General features: G+C 35.9%; 11 protein-coding genes and 1 pseudogene. 10 read left to right on the top strand and 2 right to left on the bottom strand.

Annotated elements, in window-relative coordinates; genetic code table 11:
* Positions 1 to 284: 284 nt before the first annotated feature.
* Entirely contained in the window at positions 285 to 3647 is a 3363-nt protein-coding gene (locus AC1M36_RS03320; protein WP_336453827.1) for a tubulin-like doman-containing protein, read from the top strand.
* A gap of 57 nt (positions 3648 to 3704) precedes the next feature.
* Positions 3705 to 3848, top strand: coding sequence for a phosphonate ABC transporter permease (locus AC1M36_RS03315; protein ID WP_336453826.1), 144 nt, complete (start codon positions 3705 to 3707; stop codon positions 3846 to 3848).
* A 34-nt stretch (positions 3849 to 3882) separates the two neighbouring features.
* Here the strand turns inward: AC1M36_RS03315 and brnQ are convergent, their stop codons facing one another.
* Positions 3883 to 5229, bottom strand: a complete 1347-nt coding sequence (gene brnQ / locus AC1M36_RS03310) for a branched-chain amino acid transport system II carrier protein (protein WP_336453825.1) — start codon at positions 5227 to 5229, stop codon at positions 3883 to 3885.
* Positions 5230 to 5934: 705 nt separating this feature from the next.
* Between brnQ and AC1M36_RS03305 the strand changes: the two are divergent.
* The 5 genes and pseudogenes from AC1M36_RS03305 to AC1M36_RS03285 all read left to right on the top strand — a co-directional run bounded on the left by AC1M36_RS03305 (position 5935) and on the right by AC1M36_RS03285 (position 11335).
* Positions 5935 to 7241 (top strand): annotated as a pseudogene (locus tag AC1M36_RS03305) (amino acid permease).
* 222 nt (positions 7242 to 7463) lie between these two features.
* Positions 7464 to 7718 carry a DUF1294 domain-containing protein gene (locus AC1M36_RS03300; RefSeq protein WP_336453824.1) on the top strand — a complete coding sequence of 85 codons (255 nt, stop codon included), beginning with the start codon at positions 7464 to 7466 and terminating at the stop codon, positions 7716 to 7718.
* A gap of 210 nt (positions 7719 to 7928) precedes the next feature.
* Positions 7929 to 8870, top strand: coding sequence for an EamA family transporter RarD (gene rarD, locus AC1M36_RS03295; RefSeq protein ID WP_336453823.1), 942 nt, complete (start codon positions 7929 to 7931; stop codon positions 8868 to 8870).
* Between the two features lie 78 nt (positions 8871 to 8948).
* Positions 8949 to 9374 (top strand): divergent PAP2 family protein, encoded by a 426-nt coding sequence (locus AC1M36_RS03290; protein ID WP_336453822.1) that lies wholly within the window; start codon positions 8949 to 8951, stop codon positions 9372 to 9374.
* 101 nt (positions 9375 to 9475) lie between these two features.
* The gene (locus AC1M36_RS03285) at positions 9476 to 11335 is read left to right on the top strand and encodes a terpene cyclase/mutase family protein (RefSeq protein WP_479845591.1); all 1860 of its coding nucleotides are present in this window, start codon (positions 9476 to 9478) and stop codon (positions 11333 to 11335) included.
* Between the two features lie 84 nt (positions 11336 to 11419).
* Here the strand turns inward: AC1M36_RS03285 and AC1M36_RS03280 are convergent, their stop codons facing one another.
* On the bottom strand, positions 11420 to 11569 hold the full coding sequence (locus AC1M36_RS03280) for a YfhD family protein (RefSeq protein ID WP_017151502.1): 150 nt from the start codon (positions 11567 to 11569) through the stop codon (positions 11420 to 11422).
* A 132-nt stretch (positions 11570 to 11701) separates the two neighbouring features.
* Between AC1M36_RS03280 and fabG the strand changes: the two genes are divergently transcribed.
* The 3 genes from fabG to AC1M36_RS03265 all read left to right on the top strand — a co-directional run bounded on the left by fabG (position 11702) and on the right by AC1M36_RS03265 (position 14120).
* Positions 11702 to 12442: a 3-oxoacyl-ACP reductase FabG gene (gene fabG / locus AC1M36_RS03275; protein ID WP_336453820.1), complete on the top strand. Its 741-nt coding sequence runs from the start codon at positions 11702 to 11704 to the stop codon at positions 12440 to 12442.
* A 944-nt stretch (positions 12443 to 13386) separates the two neighbouring features.
* On the top strand, positions 13387 to 13707 hold the full coding sequence (locus tag AC1M36_RS03270; protein WP_033796096.1) for a PadR family transcriptional regulator: 321 nt from the start codon (positions 13387 to 13389) through the stop codon (positions 13705 to 13707).
* Positions 13708 to 13778: 71 nt separating this feature from the next.
* On the top strand, positions 13779 to 14120 hold the full coding sequence (locus AC1M36_RS03265) for a DUF1048 domain-containing protein (protein ID WP_017151751.1): 342 nt from the start codon (positions 13779 to 13781) through the stop codon (positions 14118 to 14120).
* Positions 14121 to 14241 lie beyond the last annotated feature (121 nt).

Raw genomic sequence — 14241 nt, 5'->3', positions numbered from 1 at the left:
TCATGTAGTGTCAGCTACACTCCGTATCCTCCTGGCTTCTGCGCCTCGAACTGCTCGGCTCTCTTTATCCTCCTTTTTGAACACATATTTTTAGAGGAAGTTCAAAAAGTCCGGTAAAAGATAGCTTTCGCATTTCGTCGTTACGTCGCCAGTCCGGTACTCATGTAGTGTCAGCTACACTCCGTATCCTCCTGGCTACCGTGCTTTGAGCTGCTTGGTTCTCTTTATCCTCCTTTTTGAATGTATATTTTAATAGGAATTTTACAAATAGGAAGGTGATTCACATGACATTACAAGTTCCTACAATTTTAATTGGTTTAGGTGGAATTGGTAGTACTGTTACTCATCAAATATATGAGAAGTTACCAGAAGAACGACGTAAAAAGGTTGCAATGCATGTGTTTGATACAGATGTGAATACATTAAGTAAATTTGAACATATTCGTAAGTTTAAGACACAAACGAGCTCTAGTAAAACGCCAAGAGAATATATTGCGGGGGATCCAACGATTCCGGAATGGTTTCCAATGGACCCGACCATTCTGGATAAACCGTTAACAGAAGGAGCTGGTCAACTTCGTGTGATTTCACGCTTAGCTCTTCGGGCGGCGATGAAAGAAGATAAATTGACTGCTTTTTGGCAAGAAATCGAAAAGATTTTTCCGGTTACAAGTGATCAAACAGAGTATGGTGTTCGTGTTATTATCGTTACATCATTAGCTGGTGGTACGGGTTCAGGGATGTTTTTACAAATTGCGTTATATCTACGCGAGATGCTTCGGAAAAAATTACAGCATCATAACATTTTAATACGCGGTGCATTTTTAATGCCAGATGCACTTGTTAAAACGCGCACGGTTAGTGCGAAAGAATTTGAGACTGTGCAGGCGAATGGCTATGCGTCATTAAAAGAATTACATGCGATTACACTTGGCTCAACAGGTGAATTATCAAAACGGGGCGGTGTAACAATTGAATTAGAGTATCGTCCGGATCAAGTAGATGAAGACGGAAGAACGAATCATACAATTAAAGAGCATCATTTACCATATAATTATTGTTTCTTATATGATTATGAAAATTTACATGGTCATCATTTACACAATCTATCAGATTACATGGAACAAATGACAAATACGATTTATTTACAGCTATTTAGTCCAATGTCCACAAGTCATTTCGCACAAGAAGATAATCAAATTCAGCAATTGGCGGAATCGAACGGGAAAGCACGTTATTGCGGTGCTGGAACTGCAAAGCTTATTTATCCATATGAGCATGTGTTAAAATATTGTGCTTTGAAATGGGCGGTGCAAGGATTAGATGAATCATGGTTACATTTAGATCAATTGTTTCAAGAGAAAAAACAGCGGTATGAACAAGATGTTCGCCGTGGTATGCAGCGTGAGAAACCAGAGCGAGGAAAGAGTTATTTAGAAGATTTAGAGCATCTTGCTACTCGCCCAGAGCAAGCACATATTTTCTATCGACAAATGTATAATGAAACGCGTGAAGGAGCTGAAGGCGGGAAGGTTGGCGTTGCGAAATCAAAGCTGTTTTTAGAAGCGGTTGAAAGTTATGTACAACGTACTGTACAAAAAGATGAAGAGTTAAATAGGTTGCAGCATGAGTGCAAGATATATGCCGCAAAGCTTAAAATAATGGAGCAAATGAAGGGGGAAGTGGCAAGAGTTGATCATGCCGTTCGGTTGTATGCTTATGCGATACCAAGCCGTGTACATGAGCACGTGACGACACTTTTATACGACATGATTGAATCAGACCGCTATACACCAAGTGGGTCAGAGGGACAGTCATACCAACTAAATACATGGTTTCTAAAGAAAACAGAAGCCGTTCATCCAGTGGCCGCTCGTTTTATGTTGTATGAGATTCGAAAGCAATTAGTAGAGAAGATGAATCGATTGCATGAGAATAATGAACAGAAGCGTAATTTAATTCAAAACTATGATAAGAAATTTAATGTAAGCAATATCGATGGTACAGTTACGGCAGTGCGCCGTGTTGAACTGGCGCAGCAACAAGGTTGGTTTGGTAAGATGTTCTATAATCAGCAGCGTACATTCCGAAAAGAATTTGAAGATATCGTCACGCAATATGTGCATAAATTGAATGAATATCGTAAAGAAATGTTACTGGAACTCGTTTATCAATCACTATATCAAGCTGTAAATAAAATGATCCAACATTGGGAAAGATTCTTTGATAATTTACAAGAGACACGCGAAAACTTGCTATTTGAAATTCAAAAGCGAAGTAAAGAATTTGAAGGGAAAACAAATCCGACAAATGTGTATGTGTTAGCAGATGAAAAATTACAAGAAAAAATATGGCAAGATATGCAGCAACATTTAAATTTAGGTGTGCTTCCAAAGGATATATCAGCGGAGATTTATATGAGTTTGTACGGAGAATATTGCCGCGATGCACAAGCTGAAGAGAGCCAGTCCAAGAAGGTAGAGGATTTTTATCGGGAACATATTTTAACATATTGTTATGCTGAGCTCCAAGTTCGATATCGAGACAAACTAGAACTCAATATTATTGAAGCATTACGAAAAGAAGCTGATTTTAAAAAGCGTGATCGTAATGAATATGTGAGAGAAAAAATTGAAGACCTCTTTCATTTAGCAAGTCCGTTTATTCCGAAAGTAGCTCATCATCGAGAGTTACAATATTGGGGTGTGCATCCTTCGCTAAAACAAGAATTGCAGGAAGAACTATTGCAAGAAATGTTTCAAGAGAAGGATACGGTGAATGAAGCGTTTTCGCCATTTGAGGTTATTTGTTATCGAGCACATTATGGATTGTCATTGCAAGATTTTCCTAAGCTTTCTTCGGGGCATATTGCAAATGGTTTTATGCATGATAAAGGTGATTATTTTCAATCTTATTATCGTCGTGTGAATAAATTAAATATCAAAAAATCGAATTTAACACCGCATTTAGATAAATATTGGCACTTACCAGCCTTTATGCCCGACTTAAATGCGACGCAAACAAAGTTAGATTATGATAAATGTAATCGTGCTCTTCTTTATGCATATATGTACCGGTGGATTAGTCTTGTCGCTGTCGACGGTCAATTTGTCTATCAATATAACGGTGTAGGGCGTAGTTTCTTAATTCAGTCCATGGGAAAAAATATTTCAAGTGAAAGTTATAAATTGCACCGTGCATTGCTTCATAATCCGTTTATTTATGAAAATATTTTGTCACGTTTTGAAGAAGAACAAGAAAAAGCAATGCTCCAAGGCGGACATTTATATACACAAGCTTTTGTGTTAGGTGCACAAGATGTAAGGTGGCTTAGAAAAGAACATGTCCATAATATTTTAGATATTATTTTAATGTATGATCGGGAGGCAAAGTATGACCCGACGCTTGAGGAAACATCAGATGAATTGTTACGGTTACTTCTTGATGAAATTTTAGTTTATTTCCAAGATTATTATGGAACTGGTGCTGAAATGGTGGCAAAGAAAGAAGCGGAGCTGTTTGTAAAACAACTATGGGACCGTTCGCATGCGAAAGGATATGTGGATCCAAATAGTGCGCCTTATAAAAAATGGCAACATGTATTACATGTTCAAGATGAGGAACAAGACACAAAAACGAATGTATAGAGTGAAGATAGGGAACCCTTAAGTATGCCAATATTATTTTTGAAAAGAGGGGTTCAGATGCCGTTTTTAGGAAGCGTGTATCAAATATTTGGATTATATCCAGAAATTTATCATGCGATGATTTCGATGGAAATGCAGGAAGAAGAATTGCGTAATGAGCATGTGGAAAAGAACAATACGGAAATAGAAATGGAAGGTTAGGAAAAACCATGCAGAGCTTTATCTGCATGGTTTTTTAATGATTCGTTTTCGGAGTACTAGTAATAAATTTCATTCGGAATACATAAATGAAGTAACCGATACACCCTCCAACAAATGCAGGGCAGATCCAACCTAAACCTGCACCATATAAAGGAAGAATTTTAGAAAAAATAACATTGATTGCTTGAATAGGTATATTTGCTGCATTTAGTCCATCAAACAAACTAACGACAAAAGTTAGGAGTAAGCTCCATTGATATACCTCTGTTCTACCTTTAAATATAGGGTGCAAAAATGTTAAAACAATTAGCATAATTGCCAGTGGATATATCGCTGTAAGTACTGGTACAGAAACCGCAATTAATTCTGTCAAACCAAGATTTGCAATCAATGCACTAAAAACAGAAAGCATAACAGCAAATGTTTTATAAGATATTTTCGGGAATACTTTATGGAAGTATGAAGAGCATGATGTTACAAGTCCAACGCTTGTTGTTAAACATGCAACAGTAATCATTAAGCCTAACAATAAATTTCCTAAAGAACTAAAATAATAATTAGCTACTTTAGCTAATACTTCTCCTCCATTTGTTAAGTGCCCTAGTTTAGATACGCTAGCGGCTCCCATATAAGCAAGTGAAGTATAGACAATTGTTAAAACAATTGCTGCAATACCAGCAGCTTTTGCACAAACGCTCACTATTTCTCTTTTATTATAAATACCTTTCTCTTTTATAGCATTGATAATAATAATGCCAAATACAAAGGATGCAAGTGTATCCATTGTTAAGTAGCCTTCTTGGAAACCTTTAAAAAAAGAATTGTTTACAAATTCTTTTGCAGGTGCCTGAATAGGGCCAATTGGTTGGACAAACGCTGCAACTACTAAAATCCCGATGAATGTAAGTTTGATAGGTGTTAAAAGCTTCCCAACAACATCTACAATTTTTGTTGGATTAAATGAGAGCCAACATGTAATACTAAAGAAAATGATTGTGAAAATAAGTAATGCAACCGTTTCGGTTCCGTTAGATAAAAAGGGCTTTACACCTATTTCAAAAGAAACACTTCCAGCTCTAGGGAGTGCAAATAACGGACCAATTGCTAAATAAAGAATAAATGTGTACACAGCACTGAACCAAGGATGAACACGATTCGCTAATGTTTGTAAATCATCACTACCAGAAATGCCAAATGCTAGAACACCTAATAAAGGAAGACCTACTCCTGTAATTAAAAATCCAGCAGTAGCAATCCATACATTATGCCCAGCTGCTTGTCCTAACATAGCTGGGAAAATTAAATTTCCAGCACCAAAAAACAGTGCGAATAACATAAGTCCGATTATAAGGATACGAGAAAAGGGTGCTTTATTTGCCAACTTAAAACCTCCATCGAAATAATTCTTAAAAATACCATAATGTTACATAGAAAATTCTGAATTTTAAAATTGTTATGTGTACAACGTTTTTTATTATACTAATATGAATTTTATATAGCAACAAAAAATTTCTTTTTTTGAATGAATAATAAAAAATAAATTTAAGATTTGAAATTCAAATCTTACAAATAATAGAGTTAAGATATAATCAAATGATTATTGTTTTTATTTCGCAAAAATAATTTTAATTACGAAATAGTTGCGAGCACATGTGTCTTGTAGGGGAATAGTGAATAAAAATTAATATTAGAAAAATAAATAAAGAGATATTCCTGGTAATAATTGAAATGTAATGATTTGGATTTGTAAAATAACACGCTTTGTTACATAATTATCCATTTAAAATGAGGGGTCTTATTATTGACAATTGAATTAATTATATGATAAATTCAATCCTGTTTCTCAGTGATGCATCATTTGAAAGGATATCGTATTGGGAATTTTAAATGTATATTTTTAAAAATTTCGTGTTTTCAAAATGTGAAATATGGACAAAGGTGAAGTTTATAGTTATTAAAAAATAATAATTATAAAACTCTAAAAAGGAATAGAAGAGGTTGTTTAGTAAGGATTATATTGAAAACGAGGTTTCTATCAATGAGTTTACTAATTAAAAAGGAAATGAATGAATAAAAGAAAAGGGTATTGAACCAAACGTTAGGAGCATTTGACTTAACTCTTTTAGGAATTGGGGCAATTATTGGAACTGGTATTTTTGTATTAACAGGTATTGTGGCGGCGAAACATGCTGGCCCAGCAATTGTTTGTGCCTGTGTGGCACTTTGTTATGCTGAATTTGCTTCTACTGTTCCAGTATCCGGTAGTGTATATTCTTATACATATATTACATTAGGAGAAATTTTTGCTTTTATAGTTGGTTGGTGTGTCATGTTAGAGTATTTATTAGCAACCTCTGCAGTAGCAGCTGGATGGTCCGCTTATTTTCAATCATTACTTCTAGGATTTCATATTAAAATTCCTACTTTTTTTGCCTCGGCACCGGGCATGGGGAAAGGTGGAATCATTGATTTACCTGCAGTTTTTATTATTTTAGTTGTTACATTTCTATTAAGTCGTGGTGCGAAAGAAAGTGCGCGTATTAACAATATAATGGTTATTATTAAACTTGCTGTTATTTTAGGATTTATTATTGTAGGTGGACAATATGTAAAACCAGAGAATTGGCAACCATTTCTTCCGTTTGGATTTCACGGTGTTATTGGAGAGCGGCTACTGTATTTTTCGCCTTTTTAGGTTTTGATGCAGTTGCTACAGCAGCTGAAGAAGTGAAACGCCCACAACGCAATGTTCCAATTGGTCTTCTTGTATCGTTATGTATTTGTACAATTCTTTATATTGGTGTTTCATTTGTATTAACAGGAATGGTACCATTTACTGAATTGAATGTAGCTGATCCAGTTGCATATGCATTACGTATTGTAGGAGAGGATAAAATTGCAGGTTTGTTATCAGTAGGAGCCATTGCTGGTTTAACTACAGTGCTTTTAGTAGCCATGTTTGCTTTTATACGGATATCATACTCAATGAGTCGTGATGGATTACTTCCAAAGAAGCTTTCAAGTGTGCATAAACGTTTCCAAACGCCATTCCTTAATACATGGATTACAGGAATTCTCGCAGCACTTTTAGCTGGGCTTTTAGATTTGAATTTATTGGCGAATTTAGTGAATATGGGAACGATAACAGCTTTTATATTTGTATCTATTGCGGTAATTGTACTGCGTAAAACAAACCCAAATATAGAAAGACCATTTCGTGCACCATTGGTTCCTTTTTTACCAATCATGTCAATAATAAGTTGTATGTATTTAGCTTTAAATCTTTCTCAAGTAACGTTAATCAGTTTTATGGTTTGGATTATGATAGGTATTTTGGTTTATTTTGTGTATGCTAAAAAGCATAGTAATATGAGAAAAAGAAATAGCGTATAAAGTGTAACAACTATCCCCTAAGGTTGGTTGTTAGCTTTCATCAATTTAGCTTTTACTACCTGCGAATAGCGGGATAAATATTGAAATAAAAGCTGTAGGCTGAAAAGATAGCTTGTTTACAAGTAATTCTTGACTGTCTACAGCGATTTTTATTTGTATATAACTAAAAAACCTTATTGTTGTAGAGAGGATTAAAAAAAGAAAGTGATGTGAGAATTAATAATGTTCGTAAAATTTATGTATATATTGTGTATGTGTGTTGTTGCTTTTTCGATGATGGGACTTGATAAACGTAAAGCAGTGAAAAAACAATGGCGTACCCCTGAAAGTACATTGTTTTTAGTATCTGCAGCAGGGGGAGCGATCGGAACATGGATTGGAATGTATGTTTTTCACCATAAAACTCATAAAAATAAATTTAAAATTGGTATACCACTTCTTGTTGTCATCACTTCATATGTTTTATGGGGAATTTAAGTTTACTAGTGCTATAAATTAGGATTCTATGATAATTCTAAAAGGAAGTTAGCTGTTTTCTGCTAGGTTCTGAAGCATGTCATATTAAAAATAAGTAAGTTTTTTGAAAAAGGAATTACATTGTCGAAAAAGATAGGGGAAGAATATTTGTAAAGGTTTAAAGATACGCCTTATAATGAAGAGAAAAAAGAGAAGAGGAGAAAAGGGAAGATGGAGAGTCAAAAAGCACTGCAAAAGAAAGGGATTGTATATGCGGCCGGTGCTTATATGATGTGGGGCATTCTTCCGGTTTATTGGAAGTGGGTTGAGGAAGTTCCTGCAGAAGAAATATTAGCACATCGTATTGTTTGGGCATTTGTTTTTATGTTACTAATTTTGGGAGTATCAAGACGATTGAGGCAATTTCTGAACGAACTTGTAAGTCTTTTTAAACGACCTAAATTATTAATCTCATTAACGATTGCTTCCGTTTTAATTAGTGGGAATTGGTTTGTGTACATATGGGCTGTGAATCAGAATCATATTATTGAAGCGAGTCTTGGTTATTATATTAATCCTCTTGTAAGTATTTTACTTGGTACAGTTGTTTTGAAAGAAAAACTTAACTTTTGGCAATATGTTGCAGTTGGTTTAGCAGGAATAGGTGTGATTATTTTAGCATTTCGATACGGTTCAATTCCATGGATAGCTCTTTCACTGGCATTTACATTTGGATTATATGGGTTAACCAAGAAATTGCTGAATTATGATGCAATGATAGGACTTACGATGGAAACAATGATTGTGACGCCTCTTGCATTCATTTACTTAGTTATGATTGGTGAGCATGGTTTTGGTTCGTTTGGCTCTATTTCATTTATTTCAACGCTAATTTTAATGGGAGCAGGTATTGTTACTGCATTACCGCTTTTTTATTTTGCAAAAGGGGCACAACTTATTCCGCTATATATGATTGGTTTTTTACAATATATTTCTCCAACCATTAATCTTATCTTAGGTGTTTTTGTGTTCCATGAGCATTTTACATCGGTTTATATGACAGCCTTTTTCTTTATTTGGGTTGCATTATTGATATTTTCGATGGCAAAAACAAAGTTTTTGCTTCGGAAGCAACCAAAGTTTCTTAAAAATAAATCGGCAAAAGTATCATAAAGCGTAGTATTTTCTACGCTTTTTTCTTTATACTTATAAGTATAGAATTTCCATTACTGCAAGTAGGGGGCTGGAAATATGGAAACAATTTTACATAACGAGCCGCTTATGGCAGCTGTACTCGCTTGGTTTTTAGCACAATTAACGAAAGTCATTTTTAAATTAGTCAAGGCGAGAGAATTTGATTTTGCGCAATTTTTTGCTTCTGGAGGAATGCCAAGCTCTCATTCTTCAACGGTTACGGCATTAGCGACAGGTGTTGGAATGGTAGAAGGTATAACGAGTGCGGTGTTTGCAGTGGCCGCTATTTTTGCAATTATTGTTATGTATGATGCATCAGGGGTAAGGCTCGCGGTAAGTAAACAGGCGAAGATTTTAAATGATTTTTTTCATGGTAGACAAACAGAGTATAAGAAATTAAATGAGCTTGTCGGACATACGCCGTATCAGGTTGTTGTCGGAGCTATTTTAGGAATTGTTGTTGGAATTGGATATTGTTTGTGAGCAGAATGTGTATTTACATGTTCTGCTTCTATTTATTTTTATACATAATTGCGTGCGAAGCGGAATATCGTATACGGATTTAGAAAGGGTGGGTGAAAAAGGTGTTATTACATGAAAAAGTGCGTGAGGAAGTTAATCGGAAAATTACCGCACTCAGGACGATGCAGCATCAAGACGGAACGTGGCGATTTTGTTTTGAGGGATCACCATTAACAGATTGTCATATGATTTTTTTGCTTAAATTATTAGATCAAGAGCAAGAAATAAAGCCGTTTGCTGCAAGATTAGCATCTCTTCAAACAAATGAAGGGACTTGGAAGTTATACGAAGACGAATCTGTTGGGAACTTGTCTGCTACCATTCAAGCATATGCAGCCTTACTTGTTTCTAGAAAGTATGCAAAAGAAAACATAAATATGAAACGAGCTGAAGCTTTTATTCGTGAGCGAGGTGGTATTGCACGCGCACACTTTATGACGAAATTTTTATTGGCACTTCATGGAGAATATGAATATCCTTCCTTGTTTCACTTTCCAACGCCTATTTTATTTTTACCTGAAGATTCCCCGCTTAGCATATTTGAGCTAAGTAGTTCCGCGCGCATTCACCTCATTCCGATGATGATTTGTATGAATAAACGATTTACTGTGTCTAAAGCACTTCTTCCTAATTTAGATTATATTTCAGGCGGGAGTAAAAAGCAGTGGTTTCGTGAAGAACGTTCATCATTGTTTCAAACGCTTCTTGGAGATGTGAAGAAGTTTTTATCATACCCCTTATCTTTGCATCATAAAGGGGACAGGGAAGCGGAGCGTTTTATGATTGAGCGGATTGATACAAATGGAACATTATATAGTTATGCGAGTGCTACATTTTACATGATTTATGCATTGCTCGCACTGGGACACTCAATTCAGTCACCGCTTATTTCAAATGCAGTATTAGGATTGAAAACTTATATATGGAATATGAATAAGGGATTTCATCTTCAAAATTCACCATCTACAGTGTGGGATACAGCTCTACTAAGCTATTCATTGCAAGAAGCGCATGTACCACATGATAACCAAATGATTCGAAAAGCAACAGATTATTTACTACAAAAACAACATAAAGGTAAAAAAGATTGGAGTGTGCATGCCCCATCACTTGATGCTGGAGGTTGGGGATTTTCAGATGTGAATACGACAATTCCTGATATTGATGATACGACAGCTGTACTTAGAGCGTTAGCGCGAAGCCGAAAAGGAAATCAAAGAATAGAAAAAGCTTGGAAGAAAGGAATTGAATGGGTCAAGGGATTACAAAATATTGATGGGGGCTGGGCAGCTTTTGAAAGAGGTGTAACAAGTAAAGTTTTAACACATTTACCTCTTGATAACTCAGGGGACATGATTACGGATCCGTCTACGTCAGATATTACAGGTAGAGTGCTGGAGTTTTTTGGAACATACGCTCCAAACGAGTTACAAGGTGATCTAAAAGATCGAGCGATTCGTTGGTTAATTCATACACAGGAGAAGAATGGATCCTGGCATGGGAAATGGGGAGTGTGTTACATATATGGCACTTGGGCAGCTCTCACAGGTTTACGTGCTGTAGGTGTTCCATCTAATCATACAGCTTTACAAAAAGCAGCTACATGGTTAGAGAGCATTCAACATAGCGATGGAGGGTGGGGAGAGTCTTGCAGGAGTAGTGTAGAAAAGAAATTTATTTCGTTACCTTTTAGTACACCATCACAAACGGCATGGGCACTTGACGCACTTATTGCTTTTTATGATACGGAAACACCTGTCATTCGAAAAGGGATTTCTTATTTACTTGCACATCCAACTCAGAATCAAGATTATCCTACAGGTATAGGGTTACCAGATGGATTTTATATTCGCTACCATAGCTATCATCATATATTTCCACTCCTTACTTTTGCTCATTATATAAAAAAATATAGAAAATAAACCGAGAAATCATCTCGGTTTATTTCATTTTTTATGGGTAGTAGTAGGTCCCAATTGCAAAGTGATAAGGGCTAGATAGGCACCTTATTTTTGTTCGGATTGGCGTTTTTGACGTGCATCGGCGGCGTCAGCACGTGCGTTTGCTTCTAAGTCATCATGGTCAGCGAGTTCACGAGAAAACTCTACATCGATGCCATCAGAAGTTTTATTTCGTCCTAGGTTCTTTTTGTTCATTCGACACAATCTCCTTGTGTTTATGCTGTGTTGCAAGTTTAGTTTGACACAAATAGACTTTTTTATACAAAAAGGATTTGGAAAGCATAGAGCCGAAATATACAGTATAAGTAATAGAAATGGGGGAGAGGAATGAACTTTTTACATGGGAAAACAGCTGTTATAACAGGAGCTGCACAAGGAATAGGGAAGGAAATTGCTTGTACTTTTGCAAAATTAGGTGCAAAGGTGTTAATAAGTGATGTAAATGAGGAGAAATTAAAAGAAACAGCAAGAGAGTTTTTAGACCAAGGATATGAAGTAAGTGTATATGCATGTGATGTGAGTAATCAAAACGAAGCAAAATCATTAATTGAATATGCGGTTCAAACATTCGGTGGGATACATATTTTAGTGAATAATGCTGGGATTACAAGAGATGCGATGTTACATAAAATGGAGAAATCAGCTTGGGAGCAAGTCATGCAAGTGAATTTAACAGGTGTGTTTTATTGTATGCAACCGGCACTTCTTTACATGAGGCAGCAACAATTTGGACGTATCATCAATATTTCTTCGATTAGTAGGGAAGGGAATATTGGGCAAGCGAATTATGCTGCAACGAAAGCAGGTGTCATTGGATTAACAAAAACGGCAGCAAAAGAAGTGGGTGGATTTGGTATTACTTGTAATGCCATTTGTCCAGGGTTTATGGATACAGATATGACAAAAACAATACCAGATAAAGTGAAAGAGAAGATGGTTGGTGCAATTCCAGTTGGAAGAATTGGAACGCCGCAAGATATCGCAAATGCAGCAGCCTTTTTCGCTTCAGAGTATGCTTCTTATATTACAGGTGAGGTATTAAATGTGAGCGGTGGCTTACAAGTGTAAGAGATAGTTCTATATTTTTTAATACGTTACGGAATAAAATGTTTGAATTCTCTAAATGATTTGTTACATAATAAGTAGAGTCTGACCATCTTTTTTTATTTAGAATCAAGGGATGTGCGTTTGGTATATGTATACCAAGAATAATTATATAATGTGCAACATTATATAGATAAAAAGAAGAGGATAGATACAAACAGAGAAGTTCTGCTTGTTCTATCCTTTTGTTGTACTACAAATGACTTCATTTACTACTACAATGTATTTGCTTTTTGTGTATAGAAATAATAATGATGTTTAATTTTGATACTTGAAATAGAATAATCCTCAGTTATTTTACTAAAGCTGCTCCCGTGAATCCAAAAAGAAAAACGTCCTCATATCTTGCAGGAACGCATAATAAATATTTACTTTTCTGCTGTGATTATTAAGAACATAGGTCTACGAAGTTCTTCTTTCATTTCGGGAATACTCTTTAACATTTCTTCGGAAGAAATTGGTCACTGGAAGTAGGAGAAAACCTCATCGTTTTCAAACCAGAGAAACCAGGAACCTACATGTACAGTTGCTGGATGGGAATAATCCGCGGTAGAATCATTGTGAAAGAAGCATAGGAGGAAGTAAAAGCTCCATAAAGAAAATCGGCTGTATCCAATAGGGATAGCTGGTTTTAAAATATTTAGAAAATCCAGTTGACGGTCTATCTACTACGTGTTACGATATACCTGTAGTAAGTCACACTGGATAATAGCACTACTGAATAATGAGGTTGTAAAAAAAATTTAAGAAAAATATTTGACACCTTCTACTCGGTGTTATAATACACATGTAATAAGTAATACTGAATAGTAGGATTTCCTAAAAGCTATTCAGTAAAAAATCCCTCAGTACTCTGTTATACTGAATATAAGTCAGACAAAATAGAGGAGGTAGAGGAGGATCTGAACATGGAAAATTTAACTGAAATGCTGAAGGGTTCGCTGGAAGGCTGCGTGCTGGAAATCATTAGCCGCCATGAAACCTATGGTTACGAGATTACCCGCCGCCTGAACGAGCTTGGGTTTACCGAAGTCGTGGAAGGAACGGTCTATACCATCCTCGTGCGATTAGAAAAGAAAAAACTTGTGAATATAGAAAAGAAACCATCAGATATGGGACCGCCCCGCAAGTTTTACTCACTCAATGAGGCTGGCCGCCAGGAACTTGAATTATTTTGGGAAAAATGGGATTTTGTATCATCAAAAATTAACGTCTTGAAGTCAATCTAGCTGCATAAGATATTCCGTCTGATATTTTTGGAGTGTCTTGTTCAGCTTTATAAAAAAGGAGGAAAAATAACATGATGGAAATGTTCAAAAAAATGATTGGTGATAAAAAAGAGTACAAAATGATGATGGCACGGGTTGGAGCCCTGCCAGAGGACTATCAGTTTGTATTTAAGAAAATTCAAAACTACATGTGGAATTTCTCAGCGGGCAACGGGATGGATATGCTACACATACAGTATGAATTAATCGAGTTGTTCGAAGCCGGTGCGGCGGAAGGTAGACAAGTGCTGGAAATCACTGGGGACGACGTGGCCTCCTTTGCTGACGAACTAGTGGCAAACGCTAAAACCTATGTCTCCAAGTACCGTGAAGATTTGAATCAGAGTATCATGAAGCGATTGAGAAAAAAATAAATTCAATAGATAATACCGACTGATTAGCTGGTTACAAATGTGAATTGCCACCTTCGCTATTCAGTTATATTTTTAACCTGGTAATAAGTAATACAGATTATCAGTCAGACTAAATAGAAGA

Source organism: Bacillus sp. Medicinal_06 (genome assembly GCF_056711665.1).
This window is presented reverse-complemented; position numbering and strand designations above follow the sequence as displayed.

Coding starts and splice junctions, on each gene's coding strand:
- AC1M36_RS03320 (WP_336453827.1), top strand. CDS start 285: ATGACATTACAAGTTCCTACAATTTTAATTGGTTTAGGTGGAATTGGT.
- AC1M36_RS03315 (WP_336453826.1), top strand. CDS start 3,705: ATGCCGTTTTTAGGAAGCGTGTATCAAATATTTGGATTATATCCAGAA.
- AC1M36_RS03300 (WP_336453824.1), top strand. CDS start 7,464: ATGTTCGTAAAATTTATGTATATATTGTGTATGTGTGTTGTTGCTTTT.
- rarD (WP_336453823.1), top strand. CDS start 7,929: ATGGAGAGTCAAAAAGCACTGCAAAAGAAAGGGATTGTATATGCGGCC.
- AC1M36_RS03290 (WP_336453822.1), top strand. CDS start 8,949: ATGGAAACAATTTTACATAACGAGCCGCTTATGGCAGCTGTACTCGCT.
- AC1M36_RS03280 (WP_017151502.1), bottom strand. CDS start 11,569: ATGAACAAAAAGAACCTAGGACGAAATAAAACTTCTGATGGCATCGAT.
- fabG (WP_336453820.1), top strand. CDS start 11,702: ATGAACTTTTTACATGGGAAAACAGCTGTTATAACAGGAGCTGCACAA.
- AC1M36_RS03270 (WP_033796096.1), top strand. CDS start 13,387: ATGGAAAATTTAACTGAAATGCTGAAGGGTTCGCTGGAAGGCTGCGTG.
- AC1M36_RS03265 (WP_017151751.1), top strand. CDS start 13,779: ATGATGGAAATGTTCAAAAAAATGATTGGTGATAAAAAAGAGTACAAA.